General features: G+C 71.8%; 15 protein-coding genes. 3 read left to right on the forward strand and 12 right to left on the reverse strand.

What is annotated here, in order from left to right; all coding sequences use genetic code 11:
* Position 1: 1 nt before the first annotated feature.
* The 8 genes from AB0B97_RS27085 to AB0B97_RS27120 form a co-directional block, all read right to left on the reverse strand.
* A complete protein-coding gene (locus AB0B97_RS27085; protein ID WP_357497545.1) occupies positions 2-1,798 on the reverse strand; it encodes a carbohydrate binding domain-containing protein in 1,797 nt (598 codons plus the stop codon).
* A 187-nt stretch (positions 1,799-1,985) separates the two neighbouring features.
* On the reverse strand, positions 1,986-3,047 hold the full coding sequence (locus AB0B97_RS27090; protein ID WP_234583569.1) for an ABC transporter permease: 1,062 nt from the start codon (positions 3,045-3,047) through the stop codon (positions 1,986-1,988).
* Positions 3,044-3,937, reverse strand: a complete 894-nt coding sequence (locus tag AB0B97_RS27095) for an ATP-binding cassette domain-containing protein (protein ID WP_357497547.1) — start codon at positions 3,935-3,937, stop codon at positions 3,044-3,046. Before AB0B97_RS27095 ends, AB0B97_RS27090 begins: the two co-directional genes overlap by 4 nt.
* 81 nt (positions 3,938-4,018) lie before the next feature.
* Positions 4,019-4,708 carry a response regulator transcription factor gene (locus AB0B97_RS27100; protein WP_357497549.1) on the reverse strand — a complete coding sequence of 230 codons (690 nt, stop codon included), beginning with the start codon at positions 4,706-4,708 and terminating at the stop codon, positions 4,019-4,021.
* On the reverse strand, positions 4,705-6,033 hold the full coding sequence (locus tag AB0B97_RS27105; RefSeq protein ID WP_357497551.1) for a sensor histidine kinase: 1,329 nt from the start codon (positions 6,031-6,033) through the stop codon (positions 4,705-4,707). Before AB0B97_RS27105 ends, AB0B97_RS27100 begins: the two co-directional genes overlap by 4 nt.
* 117 nt (positions 6,034-6,150) lie before the next feature.
* A complete protein-coding gene (locus AB0B97_RS27110; protein ID WP_357497553.1) occupies positions 6,151-7,098 on the reverse strand; it encodes a permease prefix domain 1-containing protein in 948 nt (315 codons plus the stop codon).
* Positions 7,095-7,436, reverse strand: a complete 342-nt coding sequence (locus tag AB0B97_RS27115; RefSeq protein ID WP_357497555.1) for a PadR family transcriptional regulator — start codon at positions 7,434-7,436, stop codon at positions 7,095-7,097. The genes AB0B97_RS27110 and AB0B97_RS27115 overlap by 4 nt, the downstream gene beginning before the upstream one ends.
* A gap of 349 nt (positions 7,437-7,785) precedes the next feature.
* The gene (locus AB0B97_RS27120; RefSeq protein ID WP_234583561.1) at positions 7,786-8,385 is read right to left on the reverse strand and encodes a hypothetical protein; all 600 of its coding nucleotides are present in this window, start codon (positions 8,383-8,385) and stop codon (positions 7,786-7,788) included.
* A gap of 122 nt (positions 8,386-8,507) precedes the next feature.
* Between AB0B97_RS27120 and AB0B97_RS27125 the strand changes: the two genes are divergently transcribed.
* Together AB0B97_RS27125 and AB0B97_RS27130 are read left to right on the forward strand one after the other, a co-directional pair.
* Complete coding sequence (locus tag AB0B97_RS27125) at positions 8,508-9,926, forward strand: serine/threonine-protein kinase (RefSeq protein WP_357497557.1); 1,419 nt, start codon at positions 8,508-8,510, stop codon at positions 9,924-9,926.
* A gap of 50 nt (positions 9,927-9,976) precedes the next feature.
* Positions 9,977-11,158 carry a low temperature requirement protein A gene (locus tag AB0B97_RS27130; RefSeq protein WP_357497559.1) on the forward strand — a complete coding sequence of 394 codons (1,182 nt, stop codon included), beginning with the start codon at positions 9,977-9,979 and terminating at the stop codon, positions 11,156-11,158.
* Here AB0B97_RS27130 and AB0B97_RS27135 read toward each other — a convergent pair.
* From AB0B97_RS27135 to AB0B97_RS27145, 3 genes are all read right to left on the reverse strand, one after another.
* A complete protein-coding gene (locus tag AB0B97_RS27135; RefSeq protein WP_357497561.1) occupies positions 11,155-11,694 on the reverse strand; it encodes a hypothetical protein in 540 nt (179 codons plus the stop codon). The two genes, AB0B97_RS27130 and AB0B97_RS27135, sit on opposite strands and share 4 nt — an antisense overlap.
* Positions 11,691-12,230: an RNA polymerase sigma factor gene (locus AB0B97_RS27140; RefSeq protein ID WP_357497563.1), complete on the reverse strand. Its 540-nt coding sequence runs from the start codon at positions 12,228-12,230 to the stop codon at positions 11,691-11,693. Before AB0B97_RS27140 ends, AB0B97_RS27135 begins: the two co-directional genes overlap by 4 nt.
* A 90-nt stretch (positions 12,231-12,320) precedes the next feature.
* On the reverse strand, positions 12,321-12,941 hold the full coding sequence (locus AB0B97_RS27145) for an L-threonylcarbamoyladenylate synthase (RefSeq protein WP_357497565.1): 621 nt from the start codon (positions 12,939-12,941) through the stop codon (positions 12,321-12,323).
* Between the two features lie 165 nt (positions 12,942-13,106).
* On the opposite strand from AB0B97_RS27145, the gene dnaE reads away from it, so the two are divergent.
* Positions 13,107-16,637, forward strand: a complete 3,531-nt coding sequence (gene dnaE / locus AB0B97_RS27150; protein ID WP_357497567.1) for a DNA polymerase III subunit alpha — start codon at positions 13,107-13,109, stop codon at positions 16,635-16,637.
* Positions 16,638-16,681: 44 nt separating this feature from the next.
* On the opposite strand, the gene abc-f is transcribed toward dnaE, so the two are convergent.
* Positions 16,682-18,319: a ribosomal protection-like ABC-F family protein gene (gene abc-f / locus AB0B97_RS27155; protein WP_357497569.1), complete on the reverse strand. Its 1,638-nt coding sequence runs from the start codon at positions 18,317-18,319 to the stop codon at positions 16,682-16,684.
* Positions 18,320-18,472: the final 153 nt, after the last annotated feature.

An 18,472-nucleotide genomic window follows, 5' to 3' on the forward strand; every position in this document is an offset into this window, starting at 1 on the left:
CTCACGGTCGCAGCCGGTTCGCGTAGACGTACGCGCCCACGGAGGTGCCGGTGGCGATCCCCGCGTCCGCGTCGAAGGGGTAGTGCACGCCCAGGTAGATCCGACTGAGCGCGTTCTCCCGGGCGGCCTCGTCGAAGCCGCTCATCCGGCGGACGACTCCGGTGGCGTGCGGGTCGTCGGTGGTGGCGTCGAAGGCGATGGCGTTGGTGCCGAAGAAGCCCTTCAGCACCGCCGCCCACGCCCCGGCGAAGGTGGCGTGACCGGAGATGTACGCCGGGAAGGACGGCGAGAACGAGACACCGTCGCGGTCCTGCGACAGCGGTTGCCAGCCGTTGCCGATGGCGCTCTCCGGTCGCCACAGGTCGATGTCGGTCAGGTACTTGGCGTCCCAGGCGGCGATGGCGGCGTCGGCGAGGGCCAGGGCGACGAGCCCGAACAGGCGGGCGTTGGCCAGGATGCCGAGTTTCCGCTGTTCCGCGACGATCCGGGTGTGGGCGAAGAGCTGGCCCGGCGGCTTGTAGGTGCCCGCCAGGTCGTTGGCCCAGAAGAACGCGATCTGCGTCTGGTCGGCGGTGCGCAGTGCCGACGTCCGGCCACCGAGGTCGCGGACCTCCTGGACCTGGTCGCGGTACTCCTGCCTGCCCAGCAGGTCCGCGTAGTCGGTCGCGCCGGCCGGCGGGCCGGGCCGGAACTGGTCGCCGGAGGTCAGCGCGAACGGGGTGACGTGCCCCCAGTTCGGGCTGACGGCCGGCTTACCGTCGGTCGGTCGCCACGACCCGTCCACCCCGTCCAACCGGTACGCGGTGGTGACGTCGGCGCCGTCGTTGGCGCGGGCCTGGAGGTTGGCGGCGGCGGCCGCGGCGCCGACGGTGTCGCCCCGCGCGGCCTCGGCGGCGTTCACACCGGACGGTCGCCGGGTGACGGCGATGCCGTGGGCGGTCTCGAAGGACGTGCGTCGCGTCGGGTACAGCGCGGTCAGCACGTCCACCGCAGCCCTGTCGATGGCCGCGTGCAGGGACGGCGCCACGACGTTGTCCATGGTGCCCGGATAGCTGACCGGCACCCGCACCCGGTAGGGGTTGCCGACGCCGGTGACCGAGACCGCGGCGTCGTGCATCGCCGCGTGCAGGATGGCCGCCTGCCGGGACGATGCGGTGGGTGGCAGGTCCAACGCCCGGTAGGTGTCCAGCAGGACACCGTTCCAGTACAGGATCGGATCGGTGCTCGGGTCGATGGCCAGCGGCGTGAGCGAGATGTTGTCCAGCCGCACGGTGGAGGCCGCCTGAGCGCCCAGGTGGAACAGGAGCACCGCCTTGGGATCACCGAACGGCGACGTGAAGTCGAACGTGAAGCGGCGCATCGTGGAGGTCAGCGCGACGGTCTGGTCGACGGCGGAGGTGAAGGGCGTGTCCACCCGGGAGACCGAGACGCGCAGGGTGCGGCCGACGTCGGCGTTGGCGTCGAACTGCAACCGGTACGGCTGCCCCGCCGTCACCCCGAACTCAAAGTGACCGACCAGGTCGTCCCAGGTGGGCTTGGTGGCCGGCCCGCTGGTGCGGATGCGCAGCTGGCCGGCGTTGACAGTGGTGCTGGTGGAGGCGAGGCGGGTCCACCAGGGGTCGGTGCTGCCGTTGTCGAAGCTGCCGTTGAGGATCAGGTTGCCCGCCGCGGCGGAGGCCGGCGCGGAACGGACGAGGGCGGGGAGTGTGCTGGCGAGCACGACCGCCAGGACCACGCTGAGCAGACGCCGCAGGCGTGGTGCTGCGCCGGAGCGTCGCGTGTCGATCGGTGGGGTCATGGAGAGCCTTTCCGGTCCGGGATCGGCGACGACCAGGTCGTTGCCGGGAGGATCGGCTCACCGTAGGAACGCCAGTGGCGTTCGCAGCCACCGAACGGGTGTGCGGACCGGTGCCGTACGGGCAGGGGAACGGCGACGGGCGCCGGTGTCCGCTCGGGACACCGACGCCCGTGTGGGCCGTCGCCGGTCAGCCGATGCTCTCGCGCTCCCGCCAGGCGGCGCGCAGCGAGGTCCGGCCGTTGGTCCGCAGCAGCGAACCCTCGTAGACGCGGGCACCGGCGACCAGGAAGGCGCCGGCGGCGACCAGCAGGATGGCCAGCGACACGATCGGCTCCCAGCCGGCAGCGTCGCCGGTGAACAGCCGCAGGGGCATCGCCGTGGGCGACGAGAACGGCAGGTACGACAGCACCCGCATCGCTGTCGCGTTGTCGTTCAGGAAGATCACCGCGAAGAACGGCAGCATGACGGCGAGCTGCACCGGCGTCGACACACCGGCGATGTCCTCCTGGCGGTTGACCAGGGCGCCGGCCGCCGCCCACATCGCGGCCAGCAGCACGAAGCCGAGCAGGAAGAACGGCACGAACCAGCCGATCGCCGGAGCGAGCAGGGTGAGCAGGTCCCCGCTGTCGCCGATCCGCATGCCGAGGACGGCCACGAGACCGATCAGCGCGATCTGCCCGAGCGCCAGGATGCCCCCGGCGATCACCTTGCCGGCCAGCAGCGCCCGTACCGGCACGGCCGCGACCAGGATCTCCACGATCCGGGTCTGCTTCTCCTCGGTGACGCTCTGCGCGATCTGCAGGCCGAAGGTCTGCGAGGTGATGAAGAAGACGAACGCGAAGACGAACGGCACCAGGAACGCCACCACCGGATCGACCGCGTCGGGGTCGAGGAGGCGCACCGGCGGCGCGGTGCTCAGCGCCCGGACCACCTCGTCGGGGGCCTCGTCCATGGCGAGCACCTCCGGACCGCTGACGACCGCGGCGTCCACGTCCCCGTCGCGGACGGCCTGCTCGGCGGCGCCGTCGTCGGCCACCACCCGGACGTCGAGCCCGGCGGCGCGCAGCGGGCCGGCCGCGTCCTGGGTGACGGCCACGCTCTTCGGGCCGCCGGAGAGCAACGGCGGCAGGATGGTGCCGGCGGCCGCGATCACGAGGAAGAAGAGCGTGCCGAACAGGAAGGTGCGGTCGCGCAGCTTGACCCGGATCTCGCGTTCGGCTACCAGCCGGGTGGCCTGGGTGACGTTCACTGGGTGACCTCTCGGAAGATCTCGGTGAGCGAGGGGCTGACCGGGCGGAAGGCGCGGACCGGGCCGCGGGCGAGGGCCGCGTGCAGGATGGGCTGCTCGTCGGCGCCGACCGGCAGGTCGAAGACCGCCCGCGCGCCGTCCAGCTCGACAAGGGTGACGCCGGGCTGGTCGCGGATCCAGCCGGCGTCGGTCGCCACCACCAGCTCGAAGCGGGGCGAGGTGTACGAGTCGCGCAGCTGCGTACGACTGCCGGCGGCCCGGATCACCCCGTCATTGATGATCACCAGGTCGTCGCAGAGGCGCTCGACCACGTCGAGTTGGTGACTGGAGAACAGCACCGGCGCCCCGGCCGCGGCGCGTTCGCGCAACACGGCGACGACCGTGTCGACGGCGAGGGGGTCGAGGCCGGAGAACGGCTCGTCGAGCACCAGCACCTCGGGGTCGTGCACCAGTGCGGCGGCGATCTGGGCCCGCTGCTGGTTGCCCAGCGACAGCGTCTCCAGCAGGTCGTCGCCGCGTTCGCCGAGCCCGACCCGCTCCAGCAGGGCATCCGTGGCGCGGCGGGCGGCGGGGGCGTCCAGACCGTGCAACCGGCCCAGGTAGGTCACCTGCTCCCGTGCGGTCATCTTGGGATACAGGCCCCGTTCCTCCGGCATGTAGCCGAAGCGGCGGCGGTCCTGCCGGGTGAGCTTCGCGCCACCCCAGCTCACCTCGCCGGCGTCGGGGGCGAGCACACCCAGGATGATCCGCATGGTGGTGGTCTTGCCGGCGCCGTTGGCGCCGACGAAGCCGGTCATCCGGCCGGCGGCCACCTCGAAGGACACGTTCTTGAGCACCTGCCGGTCGCCGAAGCTGCGGTCGACGCCGTCGAGTTGGAGCGTTCTCGTCACGCGTCCACGCTAGATCGAACGCGTCGGTCCGCCGTCCGTCCGAGGGCTGAGCCGCGAGGTCCGTCGTGCGACGGACACCGGTCACCCGCCGGGGCGGACCACCCCGTTCTCGTACGCGAACACCACCGCCTGGACCCGGTCGCGCAGCCCCAGTTTCGCCAGCACCCGACTCACGTGTGTCTTCACCGTCGCCTCGCCCAGGCACATGGTCGTGGCGATCTCGGCGTTGCTCGACCCGGCGGCGAGCAGCACCAGCACCTCCCGCTCCCGTGGGGTCAGCTCGCCCAGCGCGGCCTCGGCGTCGGCCCCCCGGTGCGCGGTGCCCGCCGGATCACCGGGACGGGCGAACGTGGAGATCACCCGGCGGGTGATCTCCGGGGCGAGCAGACCGTCGCCCCGGGCCAGCACCCGGATCGCCTCGATCAGCTCCTCGGGTGTGCCGTTCTTGAGCAGGAAACCGCTGGCCCCGGCCCGCAGCGCGGTGAAGAGGTAGTCGTCGCGGTCGAAGGTCGTGAGGATCAGCACCGCCGGAGCGCCGGGCCCGTCGTCGGTGATCCGCCGAGTGGCCTCCAGCCCGTCCATGCCGGGCATCTCCACGTCCATCAACACGACGTCGGGGCGCGTGGCGCGGGCCATGGTGACGGCCCGCGCGCCGTCGGCGGCCTCACCGACCACGGTGATGTCGTCCTCCACCTCCAGGATGATCCGGAAGCCGGTGCGCACGAGATGCTGGTCGTCGGCGAGCAGCACCCGGATCGGTGCGGCGCTCACGACGACCGCCCCGCCCCGGCCGTCAACGACCGCCCGTCTCCGGTCTCGCGCTGCCGGCCGATCGCCGGATCCGCGAGCGGGAATCGGGCGCGGACCCGCCAGCCTCCACCGACCCGGGGGCCAGCCTCCAGCTCGCCGTCGTGCGCGGTGACCCGCTCGCGCATCCCGATCAGGCCGAGCCCGGCGGCACCGGCCCGGCGGCCGGTCCGTCCGTCGTCGGTCACGTCGACCTCCACCTCCCGGGCCAGGTAGCGGACCCGCACATCCAGCAGATCCGCCCCGGCGTGCTTCAGGGTGTTGGTCACCGCCTCCTGCGTCACCCGGTAGGCCGCCTGCGACACCGACTCGGGCAGTGCGACGGGCTCGCCGTACACCCCGAGGGTTGCCGTCAGGCCCGCGGCCCGCGCCCGTTCGACCAGCTCGTCGATCCGCTCGACGTCGCCGGGCGCGGGCCGCTCGACGTCGCTGTCGCCGGAGGCGCGCAGCACGCCGAGCATCCGGCGCAGCTCGTCGACGGCGATGCGGGCGCTCTGCTCGATGGCGGCGAGCGCCGTGCGGGCCTTGCCCGGGTCACGGTCGAACACCCGGCGGCAGGCGGACGCCTGCACCCCCATCACCGACACGTGGTGGGCGACGACGTCGTGCAGCTCCCGGGCGATCCGGACCCGTTCGCCGAGCACGGCCCGTTCCCGGCCCTCGGCCTGGGACCGGCGCAGCTCCTCGGCCTGTTCGCACAGCTCGTGCTCACGTCGCGCGGCCACCCAGGCGGTCTCGCCGAAGAAGTACGCGAACCCGAAGACCAGCATGTTGACCAGGACGCCGCTGACCATCGCGGCGAGCACCGGCGGCACCGGACCTACCGCGCCGTCGAAGGCGCCGGGCGGGATGTGGTCGATCGTCACCGCGTAGTAGACGCCCAGCCAGGCGAACATCGTGGCGATCACGCCGATCCGCAGCCGGCGGGCCGTCTGGTGGTTCGGTCCCCAGGCGCCCATCGTGTAGAGGGCGCAGAACAGGGCCCACGCGGAGAACTGGGTCTCCGGCGCCGACCGGGCCTGCGCGGCGATGAACGCCACCGCGACGACCAGCAGGGTGGCGGCCGGCCAGCGCCGCCGCCCGACCAGCGGAAGCGTCACCGCGACGGTCCAGAACAGCTGCTCCGGCCCGGACGGCGGTGGCCCCAGCAGGAACGCCCCGGTGCTGCGGGCCAGGGTGAGGCTGACCAGCGCCAGCCCGGTCACCGCGAGCCCGATCCACAGGTCTATCCGCCGCTGCTCGGCCGTCGGGCCCGGACGGCGCCACTCGTCGCGCTGTGCCTCGGTCATCCGGGAACGATGCCACGTCGCCGGCCGCGTCCGCTATCCGGACGGAGCGGCGGTGACAGCGCCGACGTGCGGCGGCCCGGCGCGGTGTCCGCGTCGGGCCGCCGTGTCCGTTGTCGCTCAGATTGTCTGGCGGCGGGACTTGAGGGCCGTGTCGACCAGGTCCCACACCAGCACCAGGGCGGCGCCGAGCGCGATGAGAGCGTTGAGGAGGCTGCGGTTGTCCGCGTCCGCCAGCCAGCTCAGCCGCTCACCGAGGGCCGGGTTGAGCAGCGCGTCGGAGAGCGCCAGCCCGACCAGCGACGCCGTGAACGCCAGGTTGAGCAGCGCCTTCACCGCGAACAGCGTCCAGTTCCAGCGTCCGATCCGGTACTTGACGATTTCGAACACCGCGATGGCGACCAGCACGACGATCAGCGCCGGCAGCCAGAACGACCAGAGCGCCGGGTCGAGGACGGGGATGTTGTCGCCGTTGCCGGCGCGTACCCACGAGTGGTAGTGCTGCAGGGGCAGGTAGCCGATGGTCAGCCCCAGCATGGCCACCGACGCGATGGTGTCGACGAGCGAGACGTGGCGGTGCGCGGGGACGTCGGGCAGCTCGTCGACGGTCCAGTCGGGCAGGTCGACGGTGGGCTGGGACCTCTCGATGAGGACGAAGGTCAGGGTGAGCCAGAAGCTGATGTGCACGGCGACATGCAGGGCGACGACGATGCCAGGCCCGATGGCGCCGAAGCCGTTGCCCTCGACCACCTTGACGACCGCGACCACCGTGCCGGCGAGCGCCGGGATGAAGCTGAGCAGCAGCTTCAGCAGCCGCAGCCAGACCAGGTAGTAGGTGGGGCCGATGAGCTGGAGCCGGCGATCGGCGTAGCGGGCGGCCAACCGGTCGGGGTTGCCCAGTTCGGTGAGCACCTCCCGCTCGGCGGCTGCCGCCTCCTCGCCGCCCCCGGTCCGATCCTCGATCATGTCCTCGATCGAGGCGCGCAGCTCGGTCGCGATCTCGTCGCGACGCTGGGCGGGCACCGAGCGCAGGGTGGCGGCCAGATAGCGGTCGGTCAGGGTGTTCATCGGTCCACTCCTTGGATCAGCCCGGTGATGGAGGTCTGTACGGCGGCGAGGTCGTCGAGGAGGCGGCTCAGCATCGACTCGCCCTCGTCGCTGGTCCGGTAGAACTTGCGCGGCCGGCTCTCCTCGGTGTTCCACTCGCTGGTCAGCAGGCCCTGGTCCTCCAGGCGTCGCAGCAGCGGGTAGAGCGTGTTGGCGTCGACCGGAAAGCCGTGGTCGGTGAGCCGTTGCAGCAGTGCGTAGCCGTAGTCCGGCCGGCGGAGCGCGACCAGGCTGGCCACCACGACGGTGCCCCGACGCAACTCCTGTAGGTGCGTCTTCAGAACGTCCTCGCTAACCATGTGTCACACCATACTGTGTGGCACACAGTGTTGTCCATCCCGATATTGATGTGACTGCCGACAACGGTGTGACGGAGGCTGGCTGGGCGCGGCCTGACGCCCGGGCGCCGTCCGGGCTGGATCAGCGCTGCGGGCAGCAGCAGGGGGCGCCGACCGGGTGCTGTCGGCCCTTTGCTCTGCTTCAACCCAGGCAACACCTGCGGCCCTTCGCTGTTGCCTGGGTTGAAGCAGAGCAAAGGAGGCATGGCGATGCCGCCGGGCCGGCCTGGCTGCGGGGACGGCCACCGCCCGGTCAGGCAGCAGGGTGGGGCGCCCGGTACGGACCGGACGCCCCGAGATCTGACCCGGATCAGCAGGCCGAGCCCTGCCGGAAGTTCCGCTCGACGAAGCTGGCCGGGCCGACCTGGAAGTAGCCCACGCCCGGCCGGATCGGGTGCCCGGTGAACAGCTCCACCCGCGACCCGACCCGGACCAGGTACGCCTCGGCGTCCCCCGCGTCGTTGCGGATCAGCGACCCGCGCGGGCCGTAGATCGCCTCCAACTCCGCGAAGGACATGCCGACCCGGGCCCCGGCAGGCGACTGCGGCGGTGCGGTGGCCGTACCGATCTCCACCAGCCGACCGGCACGGAAGGCGAGCAGCAGGACACCCGCCCAGGAACCCGTCACGCCGGTGTGCACCACCCCGTCGCAGCCCGGCGCGGTCCAGTCGATGCGGCCGGCCGCGGTGAGCGCGGCCAGGCTGGCGCCGATCCGGTACACGCCGGCGCCGCCGACGCTGAGCACCTGCGGGTGGTCGTGTCCGACGGTGGCGGCGAGCGGACCGCGCGCCGAGCCGGGCGCGGCGCCACCGGCCGGCGGCGCCGCCGAGGCCGGGCCCGCGGCGATCACCGCGACGAGCGTGCTGAGCGCCAGCGCGGCGGTGGTGCGAAGGATCGAGGGACGGTTCATGGTGTGCTCCTTCGGTGATGGGTCTCCTGCCCTGTTAGTCACCGCGCCGGCGTCAGCGGTTCGTCGGGTTTCCGACCGGCCCGGTCTACTGTGAAGAGACCGTGCTGGCCGGGGGTGACACCGTGACGGCTCCGCAGCGGATCGGGCCGTACGCCGTCGAGCGACTGCTGGGCGTCGGCTCGTTCGCGACGGTCTGGTTGGGCTACGACGCGGTGCTCGACGCGCGTGTGGCGATCAAGGTGCTGGCCGAGAACTGGAGCCACGACCTGCGGGTCCGGGAACGCTTCCTCGACGAGGCCCGGCTGTTGCGCCGCCTGGAGCACGAGCGGCTGGTCCGGGTGCACACCGTCGGTGAGTTGCCCGACGGCCGGCCGTACGCGGTCCTGGCCTGGGCGGACCGGGGGAGCCTGCGGGACCGCCTCGCCACCGGCGAGATCCCCGCGCCGACCGCGCTGCGGCTGCTCGGCGAGGTCTGCGCCGGGGTCGCCGTGCTGCACCGGCACGGGGTCGTGCACCGGGACCTCACCCCGGGCAACGTCCTGTTCCGCTCCACCGGGCCGGACGCGCCCGAAGCGGTGCTGATCGCCGACCTCGGCCTGGCCAAGGCGCTCGCCACCGCCTCGGGACTGACCGCCCGGGCCGGCACCCCCGGTTACATGGCCCCCGAGCAGGACGACCCGGGCGCGGTGGTCGACACGCGCGCCGACGTGTACGGGCTCGGCCGGCTTGGCGTCCGGCTGCTGGCCGCCGACCCGTCCGGCACGCACCCGGCCCGACCCGACTCGCCACACGCCCCGCGGATCCGACTCCGCGACGGCCTGCCACCGGGCATCGCGGCGGTGCTCGCCCGGGCCACCGCGTACGACCCGGCCGACCGTTACTCCGACGCCGCGGCCCTGCACGCCGCGTTGGCCCGCGCGAGCGACCCGGTGCGGGAAGCGGCCGACCTGGTCGCCGCGAGCGCACGGCGGCGACCAGCACCGCGCCGTGCACGCCGGTCCCTGCTGACCGGGGTGGCCGTCGTGACCGCCGTCGCGGTGGGCCAGGTGGCCGCCGAACCGGGTGGCACCGGATCGGTTCGGTCGGTCGGTGGCACGTACACGACCGGGCCGCTGACCGTGGCGCTGCCACCCGGCTGGTCCGCCACGGGGACGACCTGGGCCGGCCAGTACAGCGCCGACGGCGAACCCGAACCGGGCCTGGTGATGTCGCCGCGACCCCGCCGCTGGGCCGCCGACGCCCGACTGCCCGGCGCGTTCGTCGGCCTCTCCGCCGCCACGGCGGCACGCACCACACCGGCCGGATTCCTGGCCGAGCGGACACACGGGGACTGCGCGCCCGCGCCGGCCCGCACCACCCGACAGGCGGGCTTCGAATGGACGGTGGTCCGCTACGTCTGCGACCAGGGCCGGCCGCAGATCGTCGAGTCGGCCGCCCTGCACCCCGGCGGTCCCGCCCTGGTGTACGTGCAGATCGCCCCACCGCCGGGCAGCGGTCCCGACTTCGTGGACACCCTGCTCGCCGGCGTACGCCTGCGGTAGGTGCGGCGGAACGCGCCCGGCGGCAGCCCGTCGGGTGTGAAGCTGTCACCGTGGCGGAGAAGCGCGAGCCGGTGGGCGCCGGCGCGCGTCGCGCGCCGATCCGAGCGCCGGACGGGTCGCAGCGTACGGATCTGCTGGAGCTGTTCTTCGATCTCGCCCTCGTCGCCGGTCTGACGATGACCTCGCGCAAGATGGCAGCCGACCAGAGCTGGACCGGCATCGTCCAGGCGCTGGTCCTGCTGTCGACGCTGTTCGCGGTGTGGGTGACCACCACGTTGATCACCGACAGCTACAGCCCGCGGAGGCGGCCGGTCCCGCTGCTGATCCTGGGCAGCATGTTCGGGCTGATGCTGATGTCCGCCGCGCTGCCCACGGCGTTCGGCGACCACGGGTTGGTCTTCGGCGGCACCTGGGTCGTGATCTTCCTGGTCCGGGGGCTGGCGCTCGTCTGGTCCCTGCGGGGGCGGCGGGAGCAGGAGCGTCCCGTACGCGCCCTGATCTGGGACGTCGGCTCGGGGAGCCTCTGGGTGGCGGGCGCTCTGGTGGCCGATCGCGACTGGCGGCTCGGACTGTGGCTGGCCGCGCTGACGGCGGACTACACCGCGTACGGGTTGCGCTTTCCGATTCCCGGTCGGCCGCCGCTGCCGCGCTACCAGGTGGTGCCGGAACACCTCGCCGAGCGCTACCAGCAGATCTACATCCTGTCGCTGGGTGAACTGGTCCTGGTCAGCGTCCTGAGCCTGGGCCACCAGCCGTTCACCGCGGATCGGGTGGCCGCCTTCGGCGCCGCGTTCCTCACGGCCGCGGTGCTCTGGTGGAGCTACGCCCGGGGTGCCGGCGCGACCCTGCGGGCCGCGATCGAGTCGTCGCCCCACCCGACCCGGCTGGTGCAGACCAACCCGTACGCCCACTGGCTCATGATCGCCGGTGTGGTCGGCACGGCCGCCGGTGTCGAACGGATCATCGAGCAGCCCGGTGAGCGACCGGGCGGCCCGATGACCGCGCTCATCCTGGGCGGCGCCGGACTGGTGCTGTGCGGTCGGGCGGTGCTCGAGTACGAGGTCTACGAGCGGCTGTCGATGTTCCACGTCGTCGGCGTCGTCGTGACGATCGCGCTGGCCCTGGTCGCGCCGCACCTGCCCGGTCTGGCGGTGGGCGTCGCCGCCGGTCTGGTGCTGGCGGGGGTCGCCGCCGCCGAGTTCCTCCGGGTCCGGCGCCGGTCCACCGGCTAGCGGACCACAACGGTGATGGTGTGGTCCCGGCCCTCCTTCGGGATCGTCACGGCGACGGTGCCGGTGCGGACGAAGCGGACGTCCACCACGCCCGCCTCGTACTGCTGGGAGACCAGCTCCGGGCGGTCCACGGTGACGAGCCCCGGCCCGATGCCCTGGATCCGCAGCACCGCGCCGGTGGCGAAGCAGAGCGACCGCAGCAGCTCGATCTCGGTCTCGGCGAGCGGCAGGTCGTAGCGGACCGCGCCCTGACAGGCCGGGGTCGCGGCGGCGGTCGGCGGGGGAGTCGTCCGGGGCGTACCCCTTGTCCTGCTGGGTGCGGGCGGTGCGGCGGGCGGGCGCCCGCTGGTCGGCGGCGGCCGGGACGGCGAAGCGGTGGGCGCGGCGATCGCGGAGGTCGCCGCGGGTGCCGGCGTCGAACGGGTCGGACCGGGCGGTTGGACGGGCAGCGGCGAGACGGCGTCGGCGCCGCAGGCCGCGACCCCGACGGTGGCGGCGAGGACGACGGCGAGCCGGCGGAACGACGCCCGGCTCATCCGGCGCCGAGCCGTTGCCGGACCTGCCGCCGGGCCAGGTGCAACCGGGACTTCACGGTGCCCACCGGCACGTCGAGCAGGGCGGCGATCTCGGGGTAGCTCAGCCCGAGGACGTCGCGCAGGGCCACCACCTCGGCGTGGTCGGGGTGGACCGAGTCGAACGCGTCGAGCAGGTCGAGGCGGGTGCCCGCGACCACGCTGGTCCGTCGGGGATCGGCCTGGTCGGGCACCGGAACGCCGCCGGCCTCCAGTCGACAGCGGCGGAGCAGCGTGCGGTACGTGGAGCGGGCCCGGTTGGCGGCCATCCGGTGCAGCCAGGTACGGAACGAGGAGCGACCCTCGAACCGGGTGATGCCGCCGGCCAGCGCCAGGAGCGTGTCCTGGCAGGCTTCCTCGGCGTCCTGGCGGTTGGGCAGGAACCGGGCGCACAGCCGCAGCACCTCCGGACGTGCCGCGACCAGCAGGGCGTCCAACGCCGCGGAGTCACCCTGCGCGGCGTCGCGTGCCAGGGCGTCGAGGTCGTCCGGAGCAGGCATGCCGGGTGTCCAATGCTCGCCGGTGCCGATCCTCAATCGTACGGCCGTCGACCCGCGGCTGCGCTCCTCCGGTCCGCCAACCGACCCGCGCTACTCGAACCGGGACACGTCCCCCGCGCCCCGGCGCAGGATCTCCGGCTCGGGCCCGGACAGGTCGATCACCGTCGTCGGTTCCTTGCCGCAGTCGCCGGCGTCGAGCACCGCGTCGAGCTGGTGGTCGAGCCGTTCCTTGATCTCCCAGCCCTGGGTCATCGGCTCGTCCTCACCGGGCAGCGCCAGCGTGCTCGACACCAGCGGCTCGCCCAACTCGGCCAGCAGCGCCTGGGTCACGGTGTGCCGGGGCACCCGCACGCCGACGGTGCGCTTGCGCGGGTGCAGCATCCGGCGCGGCACCTCCTTGGTGGCCGGCAGGATGAACGTGTAGCTGCCCGGCGTGGACGCCTTCACCAGCCGGAAGACCGCGTTGTTGATCTGCACGAACTGGCCGAGCTGCGCGAAGTCCCGGCAGACCAGGGTGAAGTGGTGCCGGTCGTCGAGGTGGCGGATCTGGCGGATCCGGTCCAGGCCGTCCTGGTTGCCCAACTGGATGCCGAGCGCGTAGCAGGAGTCCGTCGGGTACGCGACCAGCCCACCGCCGCGGATCAGGTCGGCAACCTGGCCGATGATCCGGGGCTGCGGGTTTTCCGGGTGTACGTCGTAGTACCTCGCCATGTGCACGAGCCTAGGCTCTCGCCCGTCGGCATGTCCCGTCGCTCAGCCGACGAGACGCGGGCCACGGCCGTCGGCGCGGACGGTGGAGCCACCGAGATCACCTCGGTAGGGTAGGTGCCGGTCGGCTCCGACCACCGAGATCCACACCGCCGGGGGGCGCCAGGCATGGCTGATTCGTTCGCGCATCTGCACGTGCACACCGAGTACTCGATGCTCGACGGAGCGGCCCGGTTGAAGGACCTGTTCGCCGAGGCCAACCGGCTGGGCATGCCGGCGGTGGCGATCACGGACCACGGCAACATGCACGGCGCGAACGACTTCTACAACCAGGCGATGGCCGCCGGGATCACCCCGATCCTGGGCGTCGAGGCGTACGTGGCGCCGGAGTCGCGCTATCACAAGGCGCGGGTCAAGTGGGGTCGGCCGGAGCAGAAGAGCGACGACATCTCCGGTAACGGCGCGATCACCCACAAGACGATGTGGGCGAAGAACGCGCAGGGCCTGAAGAACCTGTTCACCCTCAACTCGCGCGCGTCCATGGAGGGGCACTACGTCAAGTGGCCCCGGATGGACATGGAGCTGATCGCCGAGCACGCCGAGGGCATCATGGCGACCACCGGCTGCCCGTCCGGCGCGGTGCAGACCCGGCTGCGGCTGGGGCAGTTCGACGAGGCGCTCAAGGTCGCCGCGAGCTACCAGGACATCTTCGGCAAGGACAACTACTTCCTGGAGATCATGGATCACGGCCTCTCCATCGAGAGCCGGGTCCGCGAGGGGCTCACCGAGATCGCCCGCAAGCTGGATATCCCGCCGGTCGTCACCAACGACTCGCACTACACGCACGAGGCCCAGGCGACCGCCCACGACGTGCTGCTGTGCGTGCAGACCGGCAGCAACATCGACGACCCGAACCGGTTCCGCTTCGAGGGCGGCGGCTACTTCGTCAAGAGCGCCGACCAGATGCGGGCGGTCGACTCGTCCGAGCTGTGGCAGCAGGGCTGCCGCAACACCCTGCTGGTGGCCGAGAAGGTCGACCCGAAGGGCATGTTCGAGTTCCACAACCTGATGCCGCGCTTCCCGGTGCCCGAGGGCGAGACGGAGGAGTCCTGGTTCCGCAAGGAGACCTTCGCCGGGCTGGCCCGCCGCTACCCGAACGGCATCCCCGAGGGGCACGTCGTCCAGGCCGAGTACGAGCTGGGCGTCATCAACCAGATGGGCTTCCCGTCGTACTTCCTCGTGGTCGCCGACTTCATCCAGTGGGCGAAGAAGCAGGGCATCGCGGTGGGTCCGGGCCGTGGTTCGGCCGCCGGCTCCCTCGTGGCGTACGCGCTGGGCATCACCGACCTCGACCCGATCCAGCACGGCCTGATCTTCGAGCGGTTCCTCAACCCCGAGCGGGTCTCGATGCCGGATGTCGACATCGACTTCGACGAGCGTCGGCGCGGTGAGGTGATCAAGTACGTCACCGACAAGTGGGGTGAGGACAAGGTCGCCCAGATCGCCACGTTCGGCACGATCAAGGCGAAGGCCGCGATCAAGGACTCGGCGCGGGTGCTGGGTTTCCCGTACGCCGTCGGTGACCGGATCACCAAGGCGATGCCACCGGCAGTGATGGGCAAGGACATCCCGCTGACCGGCATCTTCGACCCGAAGCACCCGCGCTACGCCGAGGCCGGCGAGATCCGGGGCCTGTACGACTCCGACCCGGACGTCCGCAAGGTGATCGACACGGCCAAGGGCATCGAGGGGCTGATCCGGCAGACAGGTGTGCACGCCGCAGGCGTCATCATGTCCGCCGAGCCGATCATCGAGCACATCCCGTTGATGCGCCGCGACGCCGACGGGGCGATCATCACGCAGTTCGACTACCCGACCTGCGAGTCGCTCGGGCTGCTGAAGATGGACTTCCTCGGCCTGCGCAACCTGACGATCATCGACGACGCCGTCAAGAACATCGAGCTGAACCACGGCCTCAAGCTCGATCTGCTGGGTCTGCCGCTGGACGACAAGGCCGCGTACGAGCTGCTGGCCCGGGGTGACACCCTGGGCGTCTTCCAGCTCGACGGTGGGCCGATGCGGTCGCTGCTGCGGTTGATGAAGCCGGACAACTTCGAGGACATCTCCGCCGTCCTGGCGTTGTACCGGCCGGGCCCGATGGGCGTCGACTCGCACACCAACTACGCGCTGCGTAAGAACGGCCTCCAGGAGATCACGCCGATCCACCCGGAGCTGGAGGAGCCGCTGCGGGAGATCCTGGCGCCCACCCACGGCCTGATCGTGTACCAGGAGCAGGTGCAGCGCGCCGCGCAGATCCTCGCCGGCTACACCCTCGGTCAGGCGGACCTGCTGCGCCGGGCGATGGGTAAGAAGAAGAAGGAGATCCTCGACAAGGAGTTCATCCCGTTCCGGGACGGCTGCCGCGAGCGCGGCTACTCCGACGAGGCGATCCAGGCCGTGTGGGACGTGCTGGTGCCGTTCGCCGGGTACGCCTTCAACAAGGCGCACTCCGCCGCGTACGGCCTGGTGTCCTACTGGACCGCGTACCTGAAGGCGCACTACCCGGCCGAGTACATGGCCGGGCTGCTCACGTCCGTCGGTGACGACAAGGACAAGATGGCGCTGTACCTGTCCGAGTGCCGCCGGATGCGCATCCAGGTGCTGCCGCCGGACGTGAACACGTCGGCCGGGCCGTTCACGCCGGTCGGCAAGGACATCCGCTTCGGCCTGGCCGCGGTCCGCAACGTCGGCGCGAACGTCGTCGCCTCGATCATGCGGTGCCGCCAGGAGAAGGGCGACTACACCGACTTCTACGACTTCCTGTCCAAGGTGGACGCGGTGGTCTGCAACAAGAAGACAATCGAATCGCTGATCAAGGCGGGCGCGTTCGACTCGATGCAGCACCCCCGCAAGGGCCTGCTCGCGGTGCACGCCGACGCCATCGACGCGTACGCCGACGTCAAGCGCAAGGAGGCCGTCGGCCAGTACGACCTGTTCGGCGCCGGCTTCGGCGACGCCGACACCGGCAGCACGACGGTGATGCCGGTCATCGGCGACAGCGAGTGGGACAAGCGCGACAAGCTGGCCTTCGAGCGGGAGATGCTCGGCCTGTACGTCTCCGACCACCCCCTGTTCGGCCTGGAACACATCCTCGGCGCGGCGGCCGACACCACAATCGCGTCCCTCGCCGAGGACGGCGCGGTGCCCGACGGGGCGGTCGTCACCCTCGCCGGCATCCTCTCCGGCGTGCAGCGAAGGGTCACCAAGCAGGGCCGCGCCTGGGCGTCGGCCACCCTCGAAGACCTGGCCGGTGGGGTGGAGACGCTGTTCTTCCCCAACACGTACGAGGTGATCGGGCAGTACATCGCCGAGGACGCGATCGTGGTGGTCAAGGGCCGGGTGGACCGGCGCGACGACACCCCACGGATCATGGCGATGGACATGTCCATGCCGGACGTCAGCACCAGCGCCACCAACAAGCCCGTCACCCTCACCATCCCGGTGCACCGCTGCACGCCGCCGCTTGTGGAACGGCTCAAGGAGACCCTGGTCCTGCACCCCGGCGACACCGAGGTGCACGTCAAGCTGCTCAACGGCGGTCGCACCACCACCCTGCGGCTGGGCCCGTTCCGGGTGGCGGCGACGACCGCGCTGATGGGTGACCTGAAGAGCGTCCTCGGCCCGGCCAACGTGAGCTGAGCCGGCGTCGGTCCGGCCGGCAGGCGCCGGCCGGACCGTTGGGCTCAGCCGCGGTCGGGGGCCGCGATCTCACGCAGCTGGCCGTCGGCCAGCCGCAACCAGCGCTGCACGCCGATCTCGGCGAGGAACCGTTCGTCGTGGCTGACCACCACAAAGGCCCCCTGGTACGCGGTCAGCGCGCTCTCCAGTTGGGCGACGCTGACCAGGTCCAGGTTGTTGGTCGGCTCGTCGAGCAGCAGCAGCTGCGGTGCCGGTTCGGCGCAGAGCACACAGGCGAGGGTGGCGCGCAGCCGCTCGCCGCCCGAGAGCACCCCGACGGGTAGGTTCACCCGCGCGCCCCGGAACAGGAACCGGGCCAGCAGGTTCATCCGCCTGGCGTCCGGCAGGCTCGGCGCGTACGCGGCGAAGTTCTCCGCTACCGTGCGGTCGAGGTCCAGCAGGTCCAGGCGCTGCGACAGGTACGCGATCCGCCCGTCGGCCCGTTTGATCTCGCCGCCGGCCGGTTCGAGATCGCCGTCGACGAGGCGCAGCAGGGTCGACTTGCCGGCGCCGTTCGCCCCGGTGAGCGCGATCCGCTCCGGCCCCCGGATCACCAGGTCGGCGCCGTCGCCGCCGAACAGCTCCCGATCGTCGAAGCGCGCCCGCATCCCGTGGCCGGAGAAGACCGTCCGTCCGGACGGGACTGTGGTGTCCGGCAGGTCGACGGTGATGGTGTCCTCGTCGCGTACCGCCCGACCGGCCTCGTCGAGACGGGCCCTGGCCTCGCCGAGCCGGGCCGAGTGCGTCCCCTGCGCCTTGCCCGCCGACTCCTGCGCGCTGCGCTTGAGCCCACCGGCGACGATCCGGGCCAGACCGGCGTTCTTCAGATTCTTGGAGGCGTTGCTGGCCCGCCGGTCGGCCCGCTCCCGAGCCTGCTGCATCTCCCGCTTCTCCCGCTTGACCTCCTGCTCGGCGTTGCGCAGGTTGCTCTCGGCCACCTCCCGCGCCGCCTGCACCGCCTCGGTGTACGCGGTGAAGTTGCCCCCGTACCAGGTGATCTCGCCTCGTTCCAGCTCGGCGATGCGGTCCATCCGGTCCAGCAGCTCCCGGTCGTGGCTGACCAGCAGCAGGCACCCGGACCAGTCGGACAGCACGTCGTAGAGCTTGTGCCGAGCCGCCAGGTCCAGGTTGTTGGTCGGCTCGTCGAGCAGCAGGACGTCGGGCCGTCGCAGCAGTTGCGCGGCCAGGCCGAGGGAGATCACCTGACCGCCGCTGAGGGTGTGCAGCCGCCGGTCGAGCGCCAGGTCACCCAGGCCGAGGCGGTCGAGTTCGGCGCGGGTGCGCTCCTCGATGTCCCAGTCGTCACCGATGGTGGCGAAGTGCGCCTCGCTGGCGTCGCCGGCCTCGATGGCGTGCAGGGCCGCGATCCGCTCGGCGACGCCGAGCACCTGGGCCACGGTCAGGTCGCCGACCAGTGGCAGCGTCTGCGGGAGGTACCCGAGTACGCCGTCGACGGTGACGCTCCCGTCGCTGGGCGTCAGCTCCCCGGCGATCAGCCGCAGCAGCGTGCTCTTGCCGGCGCCGTTGGGCGCGACCAGCCCGGTGCGACCACCCGGGACGGTGAAGGACAGCTCCGAGAAGACCGGGGTGTCGTCCGGCCAGGAGAAGGACAGGTTCGAGCAGACGATGTACGCATCAGACATGCGAGTGACCTCAAAGGGTGGGGTGGGCGCGTCCAAGCCGCCCGACGACCAACGGGGACCGGTGAAACGACGTCATGGCCACGGCGGCTGCGTGATTACGCGCCGAGCCGTCGCCGAACATGTCCGGTCTCACCCGGAGATGTCGTCGTCACC

Source organism: Micromonospora sp. NPDC049004 (assembly GCF_040649315.1).
Taxonomy (GTDB): Bacteria; Actinomycetota; Actinomycetes; order Mycobacteriales; family Micromonosporaceae; genus Micromonospora.

What these genes read in the sequence shown, in the direction of transcription:
- AB0B97_RS27085 (WP_357497545.1), bottom strand. Translation starts at nt 1,798, where the DNA reads ATGACCCCACCGATCGACACGCGACGCTCCGGCGCAGCACCACGCCTG.
- AB0B97_RS27105 (WP_357497551.1), bottom strand. Translation starts at nt 6,033, where the DNA reads ATGACCGAGGCACAGCGCGACGAGTGGCGCCGTCCGGGCCCGACGGCC.
- AB0B97_RS27110 (WP_357497553.1), bottom strand. Translation starts at nt 7,098, where the DNA reads ATGAACACCCTGACCGACCGCTATCTGGCCGCCACCCTGCGCTCGGTG.
- AB0B97_RS27115 (WP_357497555.1), bottom strand. Translation starts at nt 7,436, where the DNA reads ATGGTTAGCGAGGACGTTCTGAAGACGCACCTACAGGAGTTGCGTCGG.
- AB0B97_RS27120 (WP_234583561.1), bottom strand. Translation starts at nt 8,385, where the DNA reads ATGAACCGTCCCTCGATCCTTCGCACCACCGCCGCGCTGGCGCTCAGC.
- AB0B97_RS27135 (WP_357497561.1), bottom strand. Translation starts at nt 11,694, where the DNA reads ATGAGCCGGGCGTCGTTCCGCCGGCTCGCCGTCGTCCTCGCCGCCACC.
- AB0B97_RS27140 (WP_357497563.1), bottom strand. Translation starts at nt 12,230, where the DNA reads ATGCCTGCTCCGGACGACCTCGACGCCCTGGCACGCGACGCCGCGCAG.
- AB0B97_RS27145 (WP_357497565.1), bottom strand. Translation starts at nt 12,941, where the DNA reads ATGGCGAGGTACTACGACGTACACCCGGAAAACCCGCAGCCCCGGATC.
- dnaE (WP_357497567.1), top strand. Translation starts at nt 13,107, where the DNA reads ATGGCTGATTCGTTCGCGCATCTGCACGTGCACACCGAGTACTCGATG.
- abc-f (WP_357497569.1), bottom strand. Translation starts at nt 18,319, where the DNA reads ATGTCTGATGCGTACATCGTCTGCTCGAACCTGTCCTTCTCCTGGCCG.